A 24814-nucleotide genomic window follows, 5' to 3' on the forward strand; every position below is an offset into this window, starting at 1 on the left:
TACTTGGGTTGGAATAATTATTTATTCAAACTGATTATTCCTAAAATAATGGCACCGATTGAAGCCAGCCCGGTAGTAAGCCCAATTATTGTTTGCAATGAGTTACCTTTTGGAGCGGGCTTTTGCGGAACATAGATCTCGCTGCCCGGTTTAACCTTGGGATGGATATTAAAGAAAATAAATTTTCTTGTTCCTTTAACGGTACCATTGGCATATACAATGTAGGCACCACGGCGTAACGCTTTTGGTGAGAAACCTCCTGCATTTGACACATAGTCGCTAAAGTTTTTATTTTTTTCATACACAACAGCACTTGGGTATAATACCTCACCATTTACACGTACAATTTGTTGTTGTTTAGGAACTCTTAATTCGTCACCATCTTCAACTAACAAATCACTGCTGCTCCCTGGTTTTTTTAATATCTCAGCCAAATTTATTCCTATGTAATTATTACGCATGCCTGCGTTTTCGCTTTGCGATGAATCCTTATAGTTGTTTTGAAGCCTTGATAAGCGTTCAAGTCTTTCCCGCGTTAACTCAGCAGTATCAACTTTATTCTTGTCAACACCAAGTATGGCTATATTATCGCGCTTTAACGTACCCCCATCAACATCTGCTGCTGATGTAATGCCACCGGCCCTGGCTATTATATCTGATATCTTTTCGTTCTTTCGCTTAATGGTATAATAGCCGGGATAAAGTACCTCTCCCTCTACCCGCACCGTTTTTTGCTTTTCGTAACCGGGCAGCGTGTAAACAGATACGACATCATAAGGCTTTAATTTAAAACTTAAATCACCGCCTTTTAAATCATCATTTATATCAACACTAAAAACTTGGGCTATGGCAGCATTTTTTGCTAAAGCATCGTTGCCATATAAACGTCTTGCAACCTCAATCCGTTTTGAACTTGCGCCTTCGGCAAAACCTCCTGATTTTATAATCAAATCCTGTACGCTCATACTATCAGCATACACAAATGTGCCGGGATGCCTCACCTCACCTTTGATCATTACGTTATATTGATCGCGTAAGTCAAATATTGAAGATATAACTACCGAGTCTTCCCGTTGCAGCATTATATCCGGTTGCGATTTATCTAATATTGCTTTAATACTAAAGGAAATAAATTCAGCAGTATTGTCACTTTTTAAACGTACAATGCTTGCCCTGTCGGTAAAAGCATCTTCTTTTAAGCCGGCCGCTTTTTGAATTAGGCCGCTAATTGTAAGGCCTTTTTCAAGTTCATACTCACCCGGCCTAAAAACAGCACCTGAAATTGTAACCCTGTTCTCAAATCTATTAAGAATACTCTGAACAACGTATCTGTCACCTCTTAATGGTAAATAATTCCTGTAATCATTTTCGGTAACGTCAGTTATCCGGCGTTGTTCATCACTTATTTGGTAAACCTTTACAAGGGCGGTGTAAGCTCGATCGGTAAAGCCACCGGCAAAATTTATAACATCCTGTAAATTTTCGCCGGGTAATACTTCAAATAGTGCAGGGTTTTTTACTTCGCCCAGCAGCGCAACCCTTGTACGATAAGTGGGCACACGAATAATATCCTGATCCTGTAGATTAATATTATCTTTTTGGTTTCCTTTTGTTAAAAAATCATAGATGTCCAGGTGGCGTATAACACGATTGTTTCTGATGATCTCTATCTGGCGGAACGAACCATTATCATTAGGTCCGCCTGCAGCATATAGCGCGTTAAACACAGTAGCTAATGATGGCAAAGTGTAAGTTCCAGGGCGCTTTAACTCCCCAATCAAAATTACTTTTATACTTCTTATATTTCCTAACGATATTTGCACATTGGTGCCATGGCCGATGGCATAATTACTTGAAGCAAGTTTTGCTTTTATTATTTCAGAAGCCTGTTCAAATGTTTTACCTGAAACGTTAACAAGCCCAACACCTGGTATATTTATATTGCCTTCGGGAGAAACATTGAGCTTCCAGTTCACTACTGAATTACCGTAAACATTTATATCAACCTGGTCATCAGGCCCCAGAACATAATTAACCGGGGTGGCAATTTTTAAATTGGGCTCGAAGGTTTGATTTGTTCCTGAAAAAATATCGGAACCAAAAATACGTGGCAAGCCAGTGCGGGCAGTTTTTCCATTGCTGTTGACTGAAGTGTCTGAATTATAATTTAATCTTCTTGTTTGAGATGATGTATCTGACTGGATATTAGTGTTATACTTAACAGTACTTATTCTTTGCCGCAGTAACTGTACCTGGCTTGCTGACATCCCCCTGTTTTGGGCAGATTGTAATAATTGATCATCGGTTAGCCCGGCAGATTGGGCCTGCGATACTAATTGTGTTATTTGAGCATCTGAAAAGTCGTTAACATTAGCATTCGATAGATCATTAGGCAGAGATTGCCCCAGTAGCCGTCCAGAAATTATAAACAATAAAAAAAACGTGCTTAAAAAAAAAGTAACTCTTTTGTAACTCATAAATAAAAAAAACGCATACTTACGGTATGACTATTAGCAATCCTCAGCAACTCCTCCTTAGTATTTTTAATAGATTAAAGTATCCTTTAAGCAATTTTCTTTAATACTGTGATTAGTATGTTTAAGTTTAATCGTGCAAATGTAATAATTTTTGCAAGTTTTACCTTTGGTATCAGCCTGTATTTAATTAAATAAAAGCGGTATTAGCAAAATAGTGACAGCTACAATGTATTATGGTGAAATATAATATAATAGAAATATATCCTATTTTTTGTAGCCAATTCAGAGCCTTGAACCTCTGGATTATTAAAGCAAATAACAAATTGAGGGGTTAAGTCATTTTACTAAATTACATTTGCCTCAAATATGATGAATACACTTAAACAATTACAAAAAGGAGAGCTTAAAGGCGCAACATCACTAAAATTAGCTGAAGGGCTTTTACACTTTCCGCCGGAGATATTTGAGTTAGAAGATACTTTAGAAAAGCTGGATCTATCCTTTAATAATTTAAGCGCATTACCTGAAGATTTCGGCAGATTAAAAAATTTGAAGATTCTTTTTTGCTCTGAAAACTTATTTACCGTGCTTCCTGAAGTGTTGGCTGACTGTCCTCAGCTTGATATTGTTGGTTTCAAATCCAATTTTATAGAAAATGTATCGGCTAAGGCATTAAACCCTAATATTCGTTGGTTGATTTTAACCAATAACAGGATAACTGATATACCGGCAGAAATAGGTGATTGTAAACGCATGCAAAAACTAATGCTTGCCGGAAACAGGTTGGAAGCCTTACCACATGAGCTTAGTAAATGTCTTAATTTATCGCTTTTGCGTATCTCAGCCAATCAATTAACCCAATTGCCTCAGTGGTTATTAAGTATGCCTAAACTATCATGGCTGGCGTTTTCGGGTAATTCATTTAATTTAAAACCGGAGCTAAAAAGCATACCTCAAATTAATTTTAATGAATTAGAGATTGATTCTCAGCTTGGCGAAGGCGCGTCGGGTATTATTTACAAAGCCAGGCAACATAGTAACAACCAAGCAATAGAAACTGCTATAAAAATATTTAAGGGCGCGGTTACCAGTGACGGTATTCCGGAGGATGAGATGATTGCCTATATATCAGCAGGAAATCACTACGGGCTGGTTAAATTACTTGGGCAAATTACAGCGCATCCTGGTGGAAAGCAAGGTATATTAATGGAGTTGATACCAAATCGTTTTTTTAACCTGGGTAATCCACCCAGCTTAGCCAGTTGTACACGTGATGTTTTTAGTGATGATATGAGCTTGACAGCTCAACAGATCATTAAAATAGCATTAACTATAGCATCCTTAGCGGCACAATTACATAAAAATGGCGTTATGCACGGTGATTTGTATGCTCATAATATTTTGATTGATGCTTACGGAAATACTTTATTTGGTGACTTTGGCGCAGCGAGCATTTATGATAGGAATGATATTGAAACAGCCACAGCGCTGGAACGAATAGAAATAAAAGCTTATGGATATTTGCTTGATGACATACTTGATTTACATAAAGAGGCAGAAACAGACTTTACATTATTAAAATTAAAAGCGTTAAGAAATGCCTGCCTGGCTGAAAACGTATTGCTCATGCCTACCGGATTCCAATTTATTGTGGATGAGCTTCAGCTTCAGGAACGATAATTAAAAGGCTCAGTGCTAAAATAGTTTTTATAATTTATTCCTGTTTATTATATCTACCGCTAATGGTTTATCACCAAGCTTAATAACATAAGCGCCGCGTTCTACTTTTGAAGAGCCAACTAATTTATAAGGCGATATACGGTTACCACCACTTATTGGGTGTTGAATATGTAGGTAGGCAACAGGCGTGTATTGATCGGCTACATTTAATAATACATTAACTTTACCGGTTTTAGGATTAAATGACACTGATTTAAATGTACCGGCATCTAATGTTAACCATAAACCCGCCGGCGCTATATAGATACGCGATTTTGCTGCAGTAGTAATTTCTACATTTATAGCATCCGGCTTAACTATTAGGTTCCCACCGAATGCCAACCAACCCAACTCTTTATCGTGTGTAATATAGGTGGCCGTATTCAATGCATAGCCAAAAAAATTAGGCCCGTAATCACCAGATAAACCATCAATTTTTAATGCAGATGGATAGGAATGGAATGCTGCGGATCCAAAACCATCCTGCGTGATATTAGCGATAGAACCCATCACGCCGCCATAACCAACACGTAAAAGATATAAGTCGTTTGGTTTATTCCTGTATTCACTTAAAATAGGGATAGCATTTATACCCGAACCGTAATGATGCAGTTGACGCTCTATGCGCTGTAATTTACCGCCGTATAGGAAATCCCAATACCTGCGTGCCGAACCATTGTATCCCCAGTTAGGGATAGTAGGCATGTATCCTAAAATGGCATCAATTGTTATTTGTGCTTTATCCAGGTAACCAAAATATTCCGACCATAAATAAACTTCCTCCTGTCCGGTTGAATCCCATGGCATTTCGCTACCGAAAGGGTACATCAACGTACGCCAGTGATCAGCTCTTATCTTCATTGCTTTTTCAAGCAAGTCGGCTTTATCATCCCAACCCTCCGCTTTCAGATCGATCAGTATCTTAAAGAAGATATCTCCCTCCATTTGCCCAAACTGTACATAATACGGCGCTTTGGTAATCATAGCCATCGTGGTTTGGTAAGCATTATCCAAATACCATTGCCAGGTTTGTCCGCTAACTAAACCGGTGTGATACCGGGCCAGGCGGTACATCACCCAATGGGCAGATGCAACGTGCGGGTAGTTATACGATCTTCCAACATCGTTGGCATCTTTATGGCTCCAGGCCGACCATGTCTTCCAACGGATGCTGTCGCTATACGTGCCTTTCGGCAATGAATCAGGCTGATAATAAAACACACTTTTTTTAACGCCATATTTTTGATCGCCCTTACTATGCTGAATATTCCCCCAAAGGGTATGATCTACAAAACGTTCTAACTTATCAACCTCAGCTTTATCAGGTTGAACAAATTCTTTCATCATGGCACCAAGCCATGATCCTGCACCTGCCTCATCACTTAAACCGGCTATCCAAGCCCGGTTATCTTGTGTTATCTGTTGTTTCTTTTCGTAATCATAAGTTATAACCGATTGGTCCCTGCCAAACACATCTGATTTGTTTTCATACCATTGTTTAGTAGTTAAAAAATGCCCAAAATCTCTAACTAATTCGGTTTCTGGCTTTATTACTTTATAATTGATGGTTTGGCGTAAACCGTCAGCATAAATAATGGTAAGCCTTGCCCTGCCCCAGGTTACACCTTTTACATTATAAGTTTTCCATTTACTTTCTGCCGATAGGGTAGTGGTAACATTTAAAGCGCCTTCCGGTTCAACCTGTACTGATTTTACCGCTTGGGAATAATTTAAAAATAATTTGGCGTTAACATCCTGTGGTAATACATAGCCGGGTATACCTACCGCAACAGGGCGCTTGTTTTTAGCCAGTTCATGTTCAATGCCTTTAATAGAATCAGCAAGCAAAAATTTAACGCCATATGAAATAGTTTTGCCGGGATTTATTTTTACAGAAGTCGGCGTGTTCCATGGTTCAGCATTTTTCCACTCATTTTCGGCATAAGCTTTACTGCATACCATCCATTCGTAAAAGCCCTCGAAATCAATTCCTCGAGGGGTTGGGTCATTATTTAATGGATTGTAAGCTTCGAAAGGTGTTTTACCAAAAGGAACTACCACTAAAGCAGGGCCATGCCCATTTAAACGGGTTACCTGCAAATAGCCGGCATCCATTCCGATGTAAGGGTCATAAAAAACGTTTTCGGCATGAGTTTCTTCAAGCGATTTTCCCTGCATAATATTATTAAATATCATAGGGATGCCTAATGAACCGATCTCAACTATTTTATTGGATTTATTTTTTAGCTTGAACAATAAAACCAGGTGCCCATCGGCAACTTCCCAATAACGTTGTATGTTTAATGGGATATCAGCAGGTAATGTCGCAGCAAGATCAGCGGCAGCTAATATTGTTTTATTGCTATTTTGTATTGGGATGACGGCTCCGCGTTTTGTGGCAGTGGAATAATTTTTCCAGTCTGCATTGCCTACTGATTTTAGACGTAAGTCAATATCCCCCAACTGGTACATGCCATCGCTACTACGTATTTTAAGTCTGTCGCCAGGGGTAAAATCAAATTGCTTGTTGGTATTTGGCTTTAAGCTGCCGACCGTTTGGGAAGCTTTAACCAACTGCAACTGAAGATCGGGGGTTGTATAGGTCGATACGCCACTTTCAAGTCCAAGAGTTGACTGCCTTTGTTCAAGGGCTTTCCATGGATCTTGTCCGTATGTGTTATCAATATTTAAAAAGCAAAGAGCAAGAATAAAAAAACTAAACCTTACAAGTTGGTAGTTAAGCTTTTGTGCCGATATTATTCTATATAAAAATTGGAACATTAACATAATGTATTTAAGGACTAAACTTTATAAAGTAAAAGTAAAAGTTTAACTCCCTCACAATTTACTGTAATTTGCCAACTTGTAGCAACTTATTATCCTGCCAACTCTATTAAGCAGGAGCTTTAATATTAAATGATATAACACGTTAATTAATTGCCACATTAAGTTAATTAATGAAAATACAGACATTGTAAACTGTATATATTTGCATTAAGCATTATGAATTACATTTACCCTGCGATTTTGTGTTAATACTACTCAAATGACAACTAAAGAAAAAATTACTTCCATACGTGAGCAAATGACTCAAAATGGTGTATCCGCCTATATTATCCCATCTTCCGATCCGCACATTAGCGAATATCTGCCTGATCATTATAAATGTATACAGTTTGCCTCAGGATTTACGGGTTCAGCCGGTACACTGGTTATAACACAGGATTTCGCAGGTTTATGGACCGATTTCAGATACTTTGTTCAAGCGGATGAACAACTCCAGGATAGCGGTTTTGAATTGGTTAAATTAAAAGTGCAGCATGCTCCCGAATATATCGCCTGGCTACATGAAACGCTGGCGGATAATGCTGTGGTCGCTTTTAACGACAGGCTGTTATCTGTATTTTTAGGGCAGCTATTACAGAACCAATTGGCAGATAAACATATTGAATTTAAAAGCTATGATTTTTTAGATCCGATATGGGCAGGCAGGCCCGAATTACCTACAGAGCCCGCTTTTTTAATAGATGCCAAATATAGCGGATCATCAACTGCGGAAAAGTTAACAGCCTTACGAAAGTCGCTAAAATCTCTAAAAGCGGATTACCAGTTGCTATCGTCATTGGATGATATTGCCTGGCTGTTTAATATACGTGGTAAAGATGTAAGCTACAATCCGGTTGTTTTAAGCTTTGCATTGATAAGTGCTGATATTGCGACGTTATTTATTGATCCAATCAAATTGTCGCTTGCTGATGTAGAAGTTTTGAACCAATCTGGTGTAAAAACAGCACCCTATGGCGATATTGAAAAAGCATTGGCCGCATTACCTGAAAATTGTAGCGTATTTATCGATCCTAAAAGGAATTGCTTTGGCTTGTTTAAATTAATACCGGCATCTGCCACCTTTATTCATGATATAAATCCCACAACGCATTTTAAGGCTGTGAAAAATGAAACCGAGGTAGAGAACATGCGCTCGGCCATGGTGAAGGATGGTGTTGCCATGACGAGGTTTTTTAAGTGGATGGAAGAGAACATCGGGAAAATAAAGATCACCGAAATTTCTGCCGCTGAGAAGCTTAAGGGCTTCCGTGCCGAACAGGATACTTTTGCAGGAGTAAGTTTTAACACCATTGGCGGTTACAAAGCACATGGTGCTTTACCACATTACTTTGCAACAGCCGAAAGTGACGTAAAAATTTTAGAAGAAGGTTTATTCCTGGTTGATTCGGGCGGACAATATTTTTATGGCACTACGGATATTACCCGAATGATTGCCCTCGGTAATAATACTGATGAAGAAAGAACGGATTATACCCTGGTTTTAAAGGCGATGATAGAGGGCTCTAAGACATTATATCCCAAAGGCACCTGTGGTTATCAGATAGACTCGATATGCCGCAGGCCATTATGGGATTATGCCATAAACTACGGGCATGGTACCGGGCATGGCATTGGCTTTTATTTAAATGTGCATGAAGGCCCGCAGGTTTTAAATCCAACTAATACAGCCATTCCACTGGAAATTGGTATGATCACCTCGATTGAACCAGGTATTTACCGGCCCGGCAAACACGGCGTCCGTATTGAAAACCTGGTATTAACTATTCAAAACGTAAGCAACGAGTTTAATGATTTTTACTCCTTTGAAACGCTTACATTGGCGCTTATTGATACCAGGTTGATAAAAAAAGAGCTTTTAGAGATTAGCCATATCCAATGGTTAAACAACTATCATAATACGGTAATTGATCGCTTAGGCCCTCACCTAACTACCGAAGAACTGGATTGGCTAAAAGAAAAAGCAAAGGCCATTTAGAATAGCCGGATAATTAGCTGGCTATTTTTGAAATACTTTTTACGTTCCTAAAGTAGTTGTCGAGGTATTCACGGGGTGATATGCCTATTACACTTTTAAAAACTCGGTTAAAGTTGGTTATACTTTTAAAGCCACATTTATAAGCCACAGTTGATATACTTTCGAATTTATGCGCCGTGAGCTTTTTGCAGGCTTCATTTATTCTTATCTCATTTAAAAAGGATATAAATGTATGCCCGGTATGTTTTTTAAAATACCGGCAAAACGATTCCGGCGTCATAAAGGCTTCTCTTGCTACATCTTCAAGTGTTATAGAGCCACTATAATTTTGCATAATGTAGTTATAGATATTCCCTATCCTGATGCCTTCATTGTCGGTAATTGCCGGCAAATTGCCGTGTGATGAAAGCGGTTCTATTTTACCATTGATCTTGAGCAGGCTGTTAAGCAAATTAAAAAACTTGATTAGTTGTTCTAGACCTGAAGTATTTTTAATGGCATTCATCACCTGGGATACTTCATGAAAATTTTCATCAGGAATTTTAAAGCCTTGCTGATGTTGCTGCAGAAATATTTTATAAGCTTTCATCTCCGGCAGAGCAAATAGGCCGGCCAAAACCCCATCAGGATTAAAAAATATAGTAAAAGCTTTAATCGACCTGTTGCTGTCTGTAGCAAAATATTCGGGGCTGCTTTTAAACAGATGGGGTAAATTAGCGCCAAGAAGGTAGATTTCTCCGGCTGTGTAATCGTGCATGTTATTGCCTGCAATTAACGTGCCCTCACCGCGCTGCACCCAGGTAATTTGGGCTTCGGTATGGCGGTGCAGATAAGGATAATGATAAGGAAGCTCTACCTCATCAGTTGTTACGCTCTTATCATGAGCTACAGGAATGGTAAATTGCAGCACTTTCATAAAATGATCCCTAAAGATTAATTATTTTGAATGTACAATTAATTAGCCTTAAAATCAACATGATTTTCATTATGGGGTAATATACGGTAAGTATAAGCTAATTTTTAACTTATTTTTAGGTAATAACCATTTGTCTTGTTAAAATAGTAATGCAAAAAAAAAGTAAAGCGTAGGCTGTCCTGATAAAAAAAGTGAGTTTATAAGCTTTAAAATCTATTTGGCGAAAAAGCGCTGATATTGATAGTTGTTTTGGCGTCATTAAGCACTTCGCTAACCAACAAACCGGTTGCCGGGCCTAAGCTAAGTCCCATCATACCATGGCCTGTAGCAACTACAAGGTTATTGTATTTATTGCTGCGGCCAATGTACGGCAAGCCATCAGGTGATGACGGCCTGAAACCAAACCAAATATCTTTTTTAGCCGGTATTGCAGGATGCAGGTTTGGGAAATATTGTGGGATAGATTCAACAATGCCCTTTACCCTGTTCATATTTAAGCGGGTATTTATCTTATCTAACTCCATAGTACCGCCATATCTTAACTGGCCATTCATTGGGGTAATTGCCACCCTTGCTTCAGCTAATAAAGCGGGTATGTGCATTCTTTTTTCAGGCTCATCAACCATAAAGGAATAACCCTTACCCGGCATTAGCGGGGTTTTAATATCAATCAGTTTAGCTATTGATGGCGACCAGGAACCACCTGCTATAATGTAATTATCAGCTTCCCATTTCTGCGAACCTGTAAATACGCCTGTTATCGCGCTTCCTGAAGTTTCAATTTTTGTTACTTCATGATTCCTTACAATGTTTACGCCGTTCGTAGTTAGGTATTGGAGTAAAGCGGTCATTAATGCTTTTGGATATAAATGCGCATCGCAACGGTAATGGACAGCGCCTAATACATCCAGTTCCAAATCGGGTTGCAGGGCTTTACATTGGGCAACGGTAAGTACTTCCATGTCCAGGCCGAGTTTCCTGCCTTGCTCAGCTAAATGTGCTTCCTCTTCGCCAGCCTTTTCTGTTTTGTAAAACATCAGGATGCCTTTATCGGTCAATTCAAAATCAAAACCTGGCTCTTTTGCCAGATCTTTGTAAAGGTTTTTACTAAGCAGCGATAACTCAGTTAAGGGTTTTGCTGAATCTTCTACATGTTTGTTATTGGCATTTTTCAGGAACTTTATTCCCCACGAGATCAGATCGGGATTAAGTGATGGTTTAACATAAAAAGGGCTTTTGCTGTTAAACATCCACCTTATTCCCTGTTTTATCATGCCGGGTGCAGCTAAGGGAATAAAATGACTTGGAACGATCATACCTGCATTGCCGTAAGAGCAATTGTCATTCAGATCGCCTTTATCTAAAATGGTAACCTCGTGGCCTGCTTTTATTAAATAATAAGCAGAGCTAAGCCCCATTATCCCGCCACCAATAATCAATATTTTAGACATCTTAATACATTATATGCTTAGGCTACGGGCCTAAGATCTTAAATCAAATAATATTATATCACCTGGAAACCGTGCGCGTAAGGGTCGTCATCGTCTATTTTAATGGTGTTATAGCCGTAAACCTTTGCCCAGCCTTCAATGCCGGGAACTATAGCATTAATATTGCCGATCTTAACAACATCTTCAACAGTGCCAATAAATTTACTGCCGATGATGCTTTCATGAATGAATACTTCGCCTTTTTTCAACTTGCCTTTCGCGTGCCATTGCGCCATCCTTGCAGATGTACCTGTACCGCATGGAGAACGATCAATTGCCTTATCTCCATAAAATACGGCATTTCGGGCTGTAGCATCAGCAGAAAGTGTTGCCCCCGCCCATAAAATATGAGTACAGGTATTTATGGTTGGGTTTTGCGGATGCACAAAAGTGTATTGCTCGTTAATACGCTCGCGCAACGTCCTGCTCCAGGCAATCAATTGCCCTGCGGTATAATCTTCCAACCCTTTAAAATTAGCTTGCGGATCAATTATCGCATAGTAGTTACCGCCATAAGCAACATCAAATGTTAAGGTACCTAAATCAGGACATTCTACCTGTAAGTTTTCTGCAGCGAGGTACGATGCTACGTTTGTTAATTTAACAGATTTAACCTTGCCTTCCTCTTGCTTGTAGTTAATAATAACCAAGCCAGCAGGCGCTTCCATCCGGATGATACCCGGTATTTTGGGCTGGATCAGGCCCTCCTCAATAGCAATGGTTATGGTGCCAATTGTACCATGGCCGCACATAGGTAAGCAGCCGCTGGTTTCAATAAATAAAACCGCCACATCATTATCAGGGTTTGAAGGCGGGTACAAAATACTACCCGACATCATATCGTGCCCGCGCGGTTCAAACATCAAACCGGTACGGATCCAATCATATTCCTTCAAAAAGTGCTGGCGCTTTTCGCTCATGTTTTCGCCCTTCAAATCAGGGCCGCCTCCTGCTACAAGCCTTACCGGGTTGCCGCAGGTATGTGCATCTATACAAAAAAAAGTTTTACTCGCCATTTTAGTCTTTAGTGAGGTTATTATCTATCTGTCTCCAAATCTTTAGTGGGTTTGCAGCCTGCAATTCCGGCGGCAATAGGCTGTCTTCCCAATCCTGCCAGGCAATCGGCCTAACAAACCTATAAATTGCACCTGTACCAACCGAAGTAAAACGACTGTCGCTCGTAGCCGGGAATGGCCCCCCATGTTGCATTGCCGCGCAAACTTCAACACCTGTAGGTACGTTGTTTAATATCACACGGCCTGAAATTTCAGCTAATGCATTTAATATGCTGGTATGGTTCGGTAATTCATCTTTTTCAGCCATAACCGTGGTGGTTAACTGGCCATCAAGCGATTCAATCACGTTTTGTAATTCAGCAATATCATCGCAAGCAACAACCAATGACCATGGGCCAAATATTTCTTCACTATATTTTTTATTGGCGATGAAGTCTTTTGCTGATACGGTTGCTACAGCAGCAATAGATTGGTTTACCTTTTCAGTGTTTACAGCAGTTGATTTAGCGATCAGTTTTGTGGTTGGTTCGGCAACAATATTAGCTGATAGGGACTGATAATTTTTCCAGATGCCCGCTGTCAGCATGGTTGCTGATGGAATATTTACGATAGCGCCGCCTAGAGCGGTAAGAAAACGATCTAACCCGGCTGATTTTATCGCTAATATTAAACCGGGATTGGTGCAAAATTGCCCGGCTCCTAATGTTATGGATGCCGTGTATTTTGCGGCAACTGATTCGGCTTGTGATTCAAGAATAGCAGGTAATAATACTACAGGATTTATGCTCCCCATTTCTGTAAACACTGGGATAATACTTTTACGATCCTGCGCTATTTTTATCAGCGCCATACCGCCGTTATATGAACCGGTAAATGCTACTGCCTTAGTCTGTTCATGCTTTACGAGTGCCGAACCAATCTCGTAACCATCATCAAATAATAAAGAGAAAACACCATCGGGCATGCCTGTTTCTTTGGTTGCCTTGCTGATAGCCTGGCCAACCATTGCGCTGGTACCGGGGTGGGCCGGATGAGCTTTTACAATAACCGGGCAGCCCGATGCCAATGCCGAAGCCGTATCGCCGCCGGCAACAGAAAATGCCAGCGGGAAATTACTCGCCCCAAAAACAACCACCGGCCCAATTGGCGAATACATTCTCCTGATATCTGATTTTGGCAAAGGCAAACGCTCGGGCTGGGCAGTGTCAATAACCGCGTCCACCCACGATCCTTCTTCAACCAAACTGGCAAACATATTTAATTGGCCGGTTGTACGGCCCAATTCTCCTGTTAACCTTGCAACAGGCAGCCCACTTTCGGCTACTGCCCTGTTTATCAGGCTTTCACCTAATGCTGTTATTTCGGCAGCAATGGCTCTTAAAAATTTCGCTTTATTAACCGGCGCAATATGCTTATAAACTTTAAATGCTGCGGATGCAGCATTTAAAGCATTATTTACCATTAAAGTATCGGCTTTTTGAAATTCGCCTTCCAGGTATTCTCCTGTTGAAGGGTCTAAAGCTTTAAAGCTTTCCTTATCAACAGGAGCGTAGTTGGAAGCTACTATATTAGTACCATTTATCATTTGAGCTTTTATGTTAAGCAGTTACTTTTTCTAATATACCCCAGCTACCCTCGGGTAACTCCGGGCGGAGAGCTAACGCGGTATTAATTACATTTAATACCCTTTCACGTTCCTTACCCTTAAGCGGTAAGCGGGGCGCCCTGACTTTTTCACTCCCAATGCCAGTGGCAACTTCGGCCAGTTTAATGTATTGCACCAGTTTGGCATGGATATCAAGCTCTAAAAGAGGCAGGAACCAGCGATGGATAGCGATAGCTTCCTGTATGCGGCCGGCTTTAATTAAACGGAAGATCGCAACGGTTTCTTTAGGAAACGCGTCAACCAAACCGGCAACCCAACCATCGGCACCCATAATTATACTTTCAGTAGCAATCGGATCAACACCGGTAAATATTTTAAACCTGTCACCAAAGCGATTGATCAACCTCGTAGTATTAATAATATCCCTTGTTGATTCTTTTATAGCCTGGATGTTTTCATAAACAGATAAACGCTCAAACATATCAAGTGTTATCTCAATCTTATAATCAACCGGGTTGTTATAGATCATGATAGGCAATGGCGTGCTTTCAGCAATTGCCGTTATGTAAGTAATGGTTTCGTCCTCGTCGGCATTATAACGCAAAGGAGGTAACAGCATTAAACCATCGGCGCCATATTCAAATGCTTTTTTGGCGAAGGCAACTGCTTTATAAGTAGACTGCTCAGCGATATTTAAGATTACAGGAACCTTACCATCTACATACTTTAAGGTATGTTTTAGCAATACAAATTTTTCGTCCTCGGTTAATACACTGGCCTCACCTAATGAACCACCAAGTATGATACCGTCAACCCCGGCTTCAAGTTGCGCTTTGATGTTGATATCAAATGCAGCTAAATCAAGTTCCTCATTCTCAGTAAACTTTGTAGTTACAGCCGGGAAAACCCCTTTCCATTCAAATTTCATAATAAAATGTATTGTCTTGTAATATTCCAAAGATAGGTTTAAAGCTTTCTCGTAATCACTCGTAAATTAACATTTACTTGTTTAATATTAACTACATTTTAGCATCACAATAATTACGTTGTTAACCACCATATTATTGCTGCTATCGACATAAATAAACAAGCTAAAATATGGGTATCAACAGCCAAATATCAACTATTATTATTGGTTGTTCATTGGTAACTTTATGGTTTAACCTTTATTAAATACCGATGGGTGTCAAAATGAAAAAATATTTTTTGCCTGCTTTTTACTGCACTGTATTGATAATGCTTTTTACTAATTGTGTAAGCGCACAATCGTATGTACCCGAATTAAATGACACCCGCATTAAAGTAAAATCGCAGGTGCCTATCAAAGCATATTCTTTTGATTTAAAAGATGTTCATCTTTTAGAAAGCCCTTTTAAGGATGCCATGGAAAAGGATGTAGCCTATCTTTTAGCTATAGACCCAGACAGGCTGCTAACCGGTTTTCGCTCTCATTCCGGCCTTAAACCAAAAGGAGCATTATATGGTGGATGGGAATCAAGCGGATTAGCCGGGCATACCCTGGGGCATTATCTTTCAGCCATTTCAATGGAGTATGCATCAACCAGAGACCCACGATTTTTAAATCGTGTTAACTATATTGTAAGGGAACTACGTGAATGCCAGCTTGCCCGAAAAACAGGATATATTGGTGCTATCCCAAAAGAAGATTCGATCTGGAGCGAGGTTAAACTTGGCAATATAAAAACAGGCGGGTTTGATCTTAACGGCGGTTGGTCGCCATGGTATACCGTACACAAAGTAATGGCTGGTTTGCTGGATGCCTATCTTTACTGCAACAATACAGAAGCATTGACCATATGCGAAGGCATGGGAAACTGGACCGGTGAGACGATCAAAAGCCTAACCGATGCACAATTACAGAAGATGCTGATATGCGAATATGGCGGCATGGCCGAAGCATTAGCCAATCTTTATGCGATCACGGGCAATAAGGAATATCTGAATATCTCTTATAAATTTTACGATAAACGCGTGCTTGACCCATTGGCCGAAGGCAAGGATATTTTACCGGGTAAACATTCAAATACACAGCTTCCAAAATTTATTGCCAGCGCAAGGAGATATGAATTAACAGGGGATGAAAAAGACAAAGCGATCTCAACCTTTGCCTGGCAGGTTATAACCCGAAACCATTCTTATGTGAATGGCGGCAACGGCAATTATGAGTATTTAAGTGAGCCCGATAAATTAAATGACAAGCTTACAGATAATACCATAGAAACCTGTGCCACTTATAATATGCTCAAACTCACCCGTCATCTTTTTTCCGTTAGCCCTTCTGCTGCGTTAATGGACTATTATGAAAATGCTTTATATAATGATATCCTGGTATCTCAAAACCATGAGGATGGCATGATGTGTTATTTTATCCCATTACGCATGGGCGGTAAAAAGGAGTATAGCGATCGTTTTGATACTTTTACCTGTTGTGTAGGGACCGGAATGGAAAACCACGTAAAATACAACGAGAGTATATATTTTGAGGGTGCCGATGGAAGCTTATATGTAAACTTATTTATACCATCGGTATTAAACTGGAAAGCCAAAGGTGTTACTATTACCCAGCAAACCGTATTGCCTGAAAATGATATGATTCATTTTACAGTTAATACGCTTAAGCCTTCAACATTTACTATACGGATCCGTAAACCTAAATGGACCAGCAATTATGTGGTTAAAATTAACGGAGCTGTGCAACAAGTTGTTGCTGACAAAGAAGGCTATCTGGTATTGAACCATAAATGGAAAAATGAGGATAAGATAGAATTCATCACGCCTGAAAAATTATATACCGAGCAAATGCCGGACAACCAATCGCGTAAGGCAGTATTTTATGGCCCTGTATTACTTGCAGGCGAATTAGGCAACACAGAACCAGACCCGCTTAAAGGTGTGCCTGTTTTTGTAACCAGCGAAACAGACCTTAACAAATGGCTGCAGATGGTTGACAAAAAAACACTTGAGTTTAAAACTGCTGATATTTCAAAACCTGAAGAAGTCAGGCTTATCCCTTTCAACCAAACAAAAAACGAATATTATACTGTTTACTGGGATATTTTTAGCCCATCGGACTGGGTAGCACAGCAAAAGGCCTACGATGCAGAAAAAATAAAACAGCAAGAGCTGGAAGCCCATACTACTGATGTAATACGTTTAGGAGAAATGCAGCCCGAGCGTGATCATAACTTTACCGGTAAAAATGATATTACCAGTGAAGAACACCAAAAGAAATGGCGTTTAGCACAAGACGGCGGCTTTATGAGCTTTGAAATGAAAACTGATCCCAACGCGCAAAATACTTTAATTAACACCTATTGGGGCATGGACAACCGCGGTAGGATATTTGATATTTATGTAGATAGCGTTAAGCTAACTACCGAAGACCTGGATAAGTTTAAAGAGAGCAAGTTTTACTACGTTTCCTACCAAATACCTATTGAACTTACCAAAGGCAAAACAAAAGTTACTATAAAGCTTGTTCCAAAACTACACAACGATGCCGGCCCTGTTTACAATAGCAGGATGGTAAAAGACTAAAAAAAATAGCCAAATCAATTTGTTGAGCACAGGAAAAGCCAAAAGATTGTTTCGATATTTTTTGATGAGAATTTGACCACATTGAGGTTAACGGAAATTAAAAAGGGCTGATTATACAGCCCTTTTTAATTTTAAAAATTACTTTAATTCAATCTGGCGGCTAGCCATCTTCGCTTCTTCTTTTTTAGCGATATCTACTTTCAGTATACCATCTTCATAAGCCGCTTCAATCCGGTTATGGTCGGCCTGTTCAGGTAAAGTAAACGAACGCACAAATGAGGAATAGCTAAATTCACGTTTAGCGTAACGTTTGTTTTCTTCACTGTTTTCAGTTTGGTTTTCCACAGTAATGTTCAAGACATTCCTGTCCAGGCTGATCTTAAAATCTTGTTTCTTCAAGCCTGGTGCGGCCAAATCTACGTGAAAATGATCTGCAGTTTCGCTAATGTTAACCGCAGGTACGCGGGTTACCATGCGGTCATTAAAAAATGTGTCATTAAAGATTGATTCAAAAACGTCATTAAAGCCTGGCAATAATGCGTTCGCTCCTTTGTTGTTGTTAAATTTAACCAGTGTCATGGCTCTCTTCTTTTAATGTTATAATTTACTATTTAACTAAACGGAATGTTACAAGTTAAGTACCAATGTGACAAACCCGTAAAATTTCAGTTTTCGGCTGAAAAAATATCAGTCGAAATGCCATTTTTTCATAAGCTGAGATTTTTAAATACATCACGGGTGATGATGCGAACGTTATACACCATCTCATCCAGCGTACAATGCAGTATCCGGACAGGTAACGGAACCCCATCCTGCACTTCTGTTAAATCCATGTACAGGATGGATTGTTGCGATAAATCTTCAGCGCCCTTAAACTGTTCGACAATTGCCATAGCCTGTTCCCGGTCTGATCCAAGATCAAAGTTGCCATAGGTTTCAAACCCCGATGGCGTTTTCATGTGCAGTGAAATTTGAAATCTGGTTTCCATGTTTTTGACTTTTTAAACATTTTGCAATTTCCGTTCCATCCGGCGGGTTGTTTAAATCACCTATTAGCTACCGCCACTATTTTTTACTTTTATTAACAATTTTATAAATATCTAATCTTCTGTCTTTCAGGTTTCTAACTGCTCCGAAATTATGAAGTTCCTTTAACAAATCTACGTCCACATCGGCAATCAGTGTTGTTTCGGTATTAGGCGTGGCCTCAGCTTTGATACCATTACTCGGGAAAGAAAAATCGGAAGGCGTAAAAACAGCCGACTGCGCATATTGTATATCCATATTATGAACTTTAGGTAGATTCCCTACACTACCCGCTATAGCCACATAGCACTCATTTTCAATAGCCCTTGCCTGCGCGCAGCTTCTAACCCTTGTGTAGCCGTTTTGAGTATCGGTCATAAATGGTACAAAAAGAATTTGCATGCCCTGTTCAGCTAATAGGCGGGGTAGTTCAGGAAACTCCACATCGTAACAGATCAGTATCCCTATCTTGCCGCAATCCGTATCATAGGTAGTAATCTGATCTCCTCCCACCATTCCCCAGGCACTTTGTTCTGCCGGCGTTAAGTGAATTTTACGGTACATTTCATAAGAACCATCCCTGCGGCAAAGGTAACCTACATTTTGCAGCACCCCGTTTTCCAGGTAGGGCATACTGCCGGTTATGATATTGATGTTATAACTAATTGCATACTCCATAAATTTGTCGCGCAGCGGGATAGTGAAATTGGCTATTTCACGCATCGCATCAGCCCCGCTTAAATGATTGTATGCAGTCATTAACGGCGCATTGAACAATTCCGGGAATAGCACAAAATCACTTTGATAATCACTTATCACGTCCACGAAGAATTCGATCTGCTCACATAGCGATTCCATATTCTCAAATGGGCGCATTTGCCATTGCACCAATCCTAACCTGATAATGGATTTTTTGGAATTGATATGTGCAGCTTCCTCGTTGTAGTAAATATTATTCCACTCCAATAATGATGCGTATTCAAGTGATTGCGTATCTCCGGGTAGATAGCCTTTTAAGATTTTCCTTACGTGGAAATCATTAGCTAACTGAAAAGATAAAGTTGGGTCGTGGATCTCTTTACCTTTCACCTTCTCCAGGTAGGCTTTAGGTGTCAGCTTATCGGCATAGTCTTTATATTTAGGGATACGCCCTCCGGCTATAATAGCCCGTAAATTGTGTCGTTCACATATTTCTTTACGTGCATCATATAACCTTCTCCCGATACGCATGCCCCGATGGTCGGGATGAACAAAAAAGTCAATGCCGTACAACACATCCCCGTCTTTATCATGTGTTGAAAATGTGTAATTCCCGGTAATTTGCGCATAGGTATGGTTGTCACCAAACTTATCATAATCCACGATCAGCGAGAGCGCACAGCCCGCAATCGAGCCGTTTACTAATATGCAAATCTGGCCTTCAGGAAATATTTTAACTAATTCGGTGATATGTGGTTCTCTCCAATAGGAAGCGCCTTCCCATTCTGCGTATGCCTCTATCATAGAAGCTTTTAATCCTAAATAGTCGTCTTTAGTAAGCGTTCTTAATTCTATTTTAAGATCTTCGTTCTTAATTTCTTTTTCCATTTTCATGATTGGTCTCCTCTGCAACGGTGAATATAAATGTGCAGATCGAAATTTAAAAGTAAAAAAAAAAGCATCCTCCCGGTAAGGAGGATGCCCACAATAATATTTATAGTTGTTAAGCTACTTTTACATTTACTGCGTTAGGACCTTTACGGCCTTCTTCTACATCATAGCTAACAGCATTATTCTCACGAATATTGTCAATTAAGCCTGTAGAGTGAACAAAAATCTCGCTACCACCATTGTTTGGTGTGATAAATCCGAATCCTTTTGTTTCATTAAAAAATTTTACTGTTCCTTGTTGCATTATATTGTTTATTAAAATAAGTCTACAATGTAGTTATAAATATCGGTATATTTTCTTATTGGTGAAAATATTAAACAAATATTCAATCCCTGATCGGATTTAAAATTCCAGGGATGTTTTTTGAGTATTTCTTAGCTGTAAATCAGCTAAGAAATACTCAAAAATTTGCTCACTTTTCGCAGCAAATAGATTGATTCATCTTGCTAAATATCGTTAGATTGTAGTTAATATATTGATAATTAAGCAATTGGCTTTAGTCAAGGATTTAAGTTCATATCCCCTATAAATGAAAATAACTTGCTGATTTCAGCAAGTTATAATCCGAGTAGCCCGTAGGGGAAACTTTTCGAACCCCTTTGGATGATTTGAGGCTTTGGCTACCCAATAATCCATAGTATTTAAAATTAGTGCTATATGGAAAATAAAAGAGTCGAAGCATTCAACAAAACGGTTAGTGATACTTCCGACCTATGAACTCACATTTTTTTGTAACATTCCAAAAAGCGTATCCGGCCTGGCCGGATGGGATCAACCAGTATACGATTTCACGACTATGGGTTCGCAAACCAAATTCGAATAAATAACCCTCTGTTTTGACAGATTTTAGTGATCCGTCTATCCTTATTGATATTGATTTATAACCGTTATGACAGATAAAATCTGTATAAAAAATAGATTCAAGATCAGATTCGCCAATTTTTATGAATCTATGAGTTGTATTCAATATAAATCCGGCATTGCCACAACTAAGCAAGAATACTGGCTTTTCGTGCTCATCTAAACTTGCTCGGTCAAGAAGTTTCTGTTGAAGATCTTCGGATATAAGATAAAAAAAAGTAAAAGTTTCAGATCCTGAAAAAAAATTTCTTTCCTTATGGTGATAAGAGAGAAACCAATGTTGCATCAAAGCAGATATTTGATCTGGTGTTTTAAAAAACTTTTCCATGTAGGTTTTGAAATGAGCCAATGGCGCTAAACTACAAAAAAGCCGACCTACTTTCGTAAAGCGACTTTAGTAGCCCGTAGGAGAAGTTTTTCGAACCCCTTTTTAGTAAATTTAAGGCTATTAGTCGCTTCGTAGCTATTTGCAACTTTCTGATATTAAAACAGTTAATAAAAACTGAAAAAATATCATTATTGAATTATACTTAACATAATATTGCTGTAAATGTCCCGGTGTACGGACTTCTTTTCTTGATAGAAAAGCAAAAGAACCAGGGGAAGATTAGGTCTTTTGAAGCACTGTGCCATATGGTTCAAGTCCCGCTCCCGCTTATCTTGAATCTAAGCGGGAACAGGACTAAACCCGAACCGGTTGGCAGAAAATATTAGGGCTTTGGCTGCAATAATTTAACTGTCTGTAATTTGTTAGAATTGATAAAATCTTTCTGATATCTACTATCAAATTTGATATATGTGATACTGAAAAATTTAAATTAACCGTTTAGCAAATAATGTAAATACAACTATAGTAGGAAGCAATTATCTTATACTTTCAACTGTGTAAATAAAGCTGTCAGATTTATAATAGCCTAAATTATACTCTATAGGTCTTTCCCCATGATCAAACACAAACCTTTTACGAAACAATACAGGGCTACCAACAGGAATTCTTAGTTTATCTGCAATAACATTATCTGCAGCTTTAGCACTTATCTCTTCTTTCGATAAAGTAGCAACAACCGAGTGTTCGCTTTCCAGCATCTCATACAAAGGCATTTTAAAATCTTCTTCGCCTGTTAAGCCAACGCGCGGGTGAAAGTAGGAGATAAAGTAAACGAATGGCTCAGTAGGTTTGCCGCGCACTTTCTCCATTTTTAATATCTGCCGATCCGTTTTTATTTCAAAAAAATTAGCCAGCGCCTCATCGGGATAAACCCAGCTGATATGCAATTCGAAATTTTTGATAGGGATGCCACGCAGTTTCATCTCTTGTGAAAAGCTTAGCCAATTATTTGATTTTGAGCTTACCGCAGCTTGTGCAACTTTGGTGCCCGTGCGTTTTTTTCGGATCAGTAATCCTTCGTATACTAATTTATTAATGGCCTGCCTTAGTGTTGTTCGCGATATGGCCAGCATTTTGGCAAGTTCAACCTCATTAGGCAGTACGTTCCCGTTCTGGTATTCCTCCTCATTAATTAGCTTTCGCATCAGTTCTTCTGCCTGTATATGTAGTGGAACCGGGCTTTTATGATCTAAGGAATACCTCATTTATAATTGAAATTTCAAGACAAGATTGTAGCTCGCTTTGGTATTGTATATACAACACCAGAGCAAATTAAAGCAATTAAACACTTAATTACCACTTAAATAAAAAAAATAAAAAAAATAAAAAAATAGTAAATATTAAAAAAGTTTATATGTTTGTACATTATAACATTATAAGCCAACCATAATTAGATTTTCCAGAAATGACATTTTACTGTCCTGAGGCATTTTTCTGTATAATTTAATATGTACATACATTACTACAAAATAAAAATGAATCAATTATTTGCATCAAACACAAGTGTTAGTATGGATACACCCTTACGTAAATCTTCACAGCCTGTAATACCAATAAAGTTACAAGCCAATACTTTAGCTGCCAATGAATATAATATATACCCGGTTAGCCATATTGCAGGCAATAAAATCAATAATGGTTTTGAATCATTAGCTAAATGGATCATTTCTAAGGGTAATGTAGTAATAGATGGTTTTGGAGGCGTTATCTGGGAGCATATTAAAACAGGCTTAACTAATGAATTTGATAAACATAAAGTAACAGTTAACTGGGTTAATACGCATGATTACATTAAAACGGAAATAGAAATAGACGCTTTAGTAAGCCCTTTTTTAGGTACAGAAGAATCTGTATGGGGAACCAAATGTACACTGCAATTAAGCGACTTTTTTAATGATGAACTGCCTATGCAAAACTCATCAGTCAATTTCGATATAAACATAGCTTTTGGTACTGGTGCTTCATTAGTGAACTGGGATTCACCTTTGATTTATATTGATTTGCCAAAAAACGAAGTGCAATTCAGGATGCGGGCCGGCTCGATAAGCAACTTGGGTAGTAATACTTTGTACGAGCCGTTTATCATGTATAAACGCTTTTATTTTGTTGACTGGGTTTTGCTGAATGAGCATAAAAAGGAAATCCTCAATAAAATAGAAGTTATTGCCGATGCACAATGGGCCAATGATATTAACTGGATGCTTGGCAGCGATTTCAAAACTGCTTTAAATAAAATAAGCAAATCGGTTATACGGGTAAGGCCATGGTTTGAGCCTGGCGCCTGGGGCGGCCAATGGATAAAAGAACGCATTAAGGGTGTTAACACAGAGGTGGTAAACTATGCGTGGTCGTTTGAACTGATCGTACCTGAGAACGGCTTGATATTTGAAAGTGGCGGCTACTTGCTGGAAGCTTCCTTCGATTTCCTGATGTTTCACAACCAGCAACAGGTATTGGGTAAGCATGCCGTACAATTTGGCGATGAGTTTCCGATCAGGTTTGATTTTTTGGATACTTATGAAGGCGGTAACCTGTCTATTCAATGCCATCCGCGTTTAAAATACATCCAAGAGGTGTTTGGCGAAAATATTACCCAGGATGAAACCTATTATATACTGGATTGCGAACCGGGCGCCAATGTCTATCTCGGTTTTCAGGATGACATACAGCCGGCCAAATATCGTGCTGCTTTAGAAAGCAGCCAGGCAGAAGGGAATGAAATTGATATTGAAAAGTTTGTGCAATCGCACACCGCTAATAAGCATGATCTTTTTTTAATACCTAACGGCACGGTTCATAGTGCGGGTGCAGGCAACCTGGTGCTTGAAATAAGTGCCACGCCATACATATTCACCTTTAAAATGTATGATTGGCTAAGGCTCGACCTTGACGGTAACCTGCGGCCTATAAACATTGAGCATGCCTTTAATAACCTTGATTTTAACCGCAAGGGCGACAGCGTAAAGCAGGAGCTGATATCAAAACAAACAATAATTGAGCAAGGGGATAACTGGCAGCTAATACATGTGCCTACCCATGCTGAGCATTTTTATGATGTTCATCGCATAGAATTTGATGATAGTGTTACAGTGGAAACCAACGATTGCTGCCACGTAATGATGCTGGTTGAGGGTGAATCGATCACTGTTGAAACTGCCGACGGAAGCATCCATCATTTTGCGTACGCCGAAACATTTGTTGTACCGGCTGCTGCGGTTAGCTATAAACTTACCAATAAAGGTTCAGGCCGTGCAAAAGTTATTAAATCATTTTTAAAATAATAA

The 24814-nt window shown here is 39.2% G+C and carries 17 protein-coding genes; 4 read left to right on the forward strand and 13 right to left on the reverse strand.

Annotated elements, in window-relative coordinates:
• Positions 1 to 17: 17 nt before the first annotated feature.
• The gene (locus ACYZ0U_RS04720; protein WP_461450359.1) at positions 18 to 2477 is read right to left on the reverse strand and encodes an SLBB domain-containing protein; all 2460 of its coding nucleotides are present in this window, start codon (positions 2475 to 2477) and stop codon (positions 18 to 20) included.
• Positions 2478 to 2843: 366 nt separating this feature from the next.
• Between ACYZ0U_RS04720 and ACYZ0U_RS04725 the strand changes: the two genes are divergently transcribed.
• A complete protein-coding gene (locus ACYZ0U_RS04725) occupies positions 2844 to 4157 on the forward strand; it encodes a leucine-rich repeat-containing protein kinase family protein (RefSeq protein ID WP_461450361.1) in 1314 nt (437 codons plus the stop codon).
• Between the two features lie 27 nt (positions 4158 to 4184).
• Here ACYZ0U_RS04725 and ACYZ0U_RS04730 read toward each other — a convergent pair whose 3' ends face one another.
• Complete coding sequence (locus ACYZ0U_RS04730; RefSeq protein WP_461450363.1) at positions 4185 to 6977, reverse strand: DUF5695 domain-containing protein; 2793 nt, start codon at positions 6975 to 6977, stop codon at positions 4185 to 4187.
• A 265-nt stretch (positions 6978 to 7242) separates the two neighbouring features.
• Here ACYZ0U_RS04730 and ACYZ0U_RS04735 point away from each other — a divergent pair, with 265 nt between their 5' ends.
• Complete coding sequence (locus tag ACYZ0U_RS04735) at positions 7243 to 9018, forward strand: aminopeptidase P family protein (RefSeq protein WP_461450365.1); 1776 nt, start codon at positions 7243 to 7245, stop codon at positions 9016 to 9018.
• A 13-nt stretch (positions 9019 to 9031) separates the two neighbouring features.
• On the opposite strand, the gene ACYZ0U_RS04740 is transcribed toward ACYZ0U_RS04735, so the two are convergent.
• The 5 genes from ACYZ0U_RS04740 to ACYZ0U_RS04760 form a co-directional block, all read right to left on the reverse strand.
• Positions 9032 to 9934 carry an AraC family transcriptional regulator gene (locus ACYZ0U_RS04740; RefSeq protein ID WP_461450367.1) on the reverse strand — a complete coding sequence of 301 codons (903 nt, stop codon included), beginning with the start codon at positions 9932 to 9934 and terminating at the stop codon, positions 9032 to 9034.
• Positions 9935 to 10140: 206 nt separating this feature from the next.
• Positions 10141 to 11385 (reverse strand): NAD(P)/FAD-dependent oxidoreductase, encoded by a 1245-nt coding sequence (locus tag ACYZ0U_RS04745; RefSeq protein ID WP_461450369.1) that lies wholly within the window; start codon positions 11383 to 11385, stop codon positions 10141 to 10143.
• Positions 11386 to 11438: 53 nt separating this feature from the next.
• Positions 11439 to 12440, reverse strand: coding sequence for a 4-hydroxyproline epimerase (locus ACYZ0U_RS04750; RefSeq protein WP_461450371.1), 1002 nt, complete (start codon positions 12438 to 12440; stop codon positions 11439 to 11441).
• A 1-nt stretch (position 12441) separates the two neighbouring features.
• Positions 12442 to 14025 carry an aldehyde dehydrogenase (NADP(+)) gene (locus tag ACYZ0U_RS04755; protein WP_461450373.1) on the reverse strand — a complete coding sequence of 528 codons (1584 nt, stop codon included), beginning with the start codon at positions 14023 to 14025 and terminating at the stop codon, positions 12442 to 12444.
• Positions 14026 to 14038: 13 nt separating this feature from the next.
• Entirely contained in the window at positions 14039 to 14974 is a 936-nt protein-coding gene (locus ACYZ0U_RS04760; protein WP_461450375.1) for a dihydrodipicolinate synthase family protein, read from the reverse strand.
• Between the two features lie 263 nt (positions 14975 to 15237).
• On the opposite strand from ACYZ0U_RS04760, the gene ACYZ0U_RS04765 reads away from it, so the two are divergent.
• Entirely contained in the window at positions 15238 to 17604 is a 2367-nt protein-coding gene (locus ACYZ0U_RS04765; RefSeq protein WP_461450377.1) for a beta-L-arabinofuranosidase domain-containing protein, read from the forward strand.
• Between the two features lie 138 nt (positions 17605 to 17742).
• Here ACYZ0U_RS04765 and ACYZ0U_RS04770 read toward each other — a convergent pair whose 3' ends face one another.
• The 6 genes from ACYZ0U_RS04770 to ACYZ0U_RS04795 form a co-directional block, all read right to left on the reverse strand.
• Positions 17743 to 18183, reverse strand: a complete 441-nt coding sequence (locus ACYZ0U_RS04770; protein ID WP_179412157.1) for an Hsp20/alpha crystallin family protein — start codon at positions 18181 to 18183, stop codon at positions 17743 to 17745.
• Between the two features lie 128 nt (positions 18184 to 18311).
• Complete coding sequence (locus tag ACYZ0U_RS04775; protein ID WP_461450380.1) at positions 18312 to 18593, reverse strand: hypothetical protein; 282 nt, start codon at positions 18591 to 18593, stop codon at positions 18312 to 18314.
• Positions 18594 to 18669: 76 nt separating this feature from the next.
• Positions 18670 to 20217: a GNAT family N-acetyltransferase gene (locus ACYZ0U_RS04780; protein ID WP_461450382.1), complete on the reverse strand. Its 1548-nt coding sequence runs from the start codon at positions 20215 to 20217 to the stop codon at positions 18670 to 18672.
• A gap of 115 nt (positions 20218 to 20332) precedes the next feature.
• Positions 20333 to 20524 (reverse strand): cold-shock protein, encoded by a 192-nt coding sequence (locus ACYZ0U_RS04785; RefSeq protein WP_461450384.1) that lies wholly within the window; start codon positions 20522 to 20524, stop codon positions 20333 to 20335.
• Between the two features lie 451 nt (positions 20525 to 20975).
• Positions 20976 to 21470, reverse strand: a complete 495-nt coding sequence (locus tag ACYZ0U_RS04790; protein WP_461450386.1) for a hypothetical protein — start codon at positions 21468 to 21470, stop codon at positions 20976 to 20978.
• Between the two features lie 536 nt (positions 21471 to 22006).
• A complete protein-coding gene (locus ACYZ0U_RS04795; RefSeq protein ID WP_461450388.1) occupies positions 22007 to 22735 on the reverse strand; it encodes a GntR family transcriptional regulator in 729 nt (242 codons plus the stop codon).
• Between the two features lie 270 nt (positions 22736 to 23005).
• Here ACYZ0U_RS04795 and ACYZ0U_RS04800 point away from each other — a divergent pair, with 270 nt between their 5' ends.
• Positions 23006 to 24811 (forward strand): class I mannose-6-phosphate isomerase, encoded by a 1806-nt coding sequence (locus tag ACYZ0U_RS04800; RefSeq protein WP_461450390.1) that lies wholly within the window; start codon positions 23006 to 23008, stop codon positions 24809 to 24811.
• The last annotated feature ends 3 nt before the right edge of the window (positions 24812 to 24814 follow it).

The organism is Mucilaginibacter sp. (assembly GCF_965225845.1).
Lineage (GTDB): Bacteria > Bacteroidota > Bacteroidia > Sphingobacteriales > Sphingobacteriaceae > Mucilaginibacter.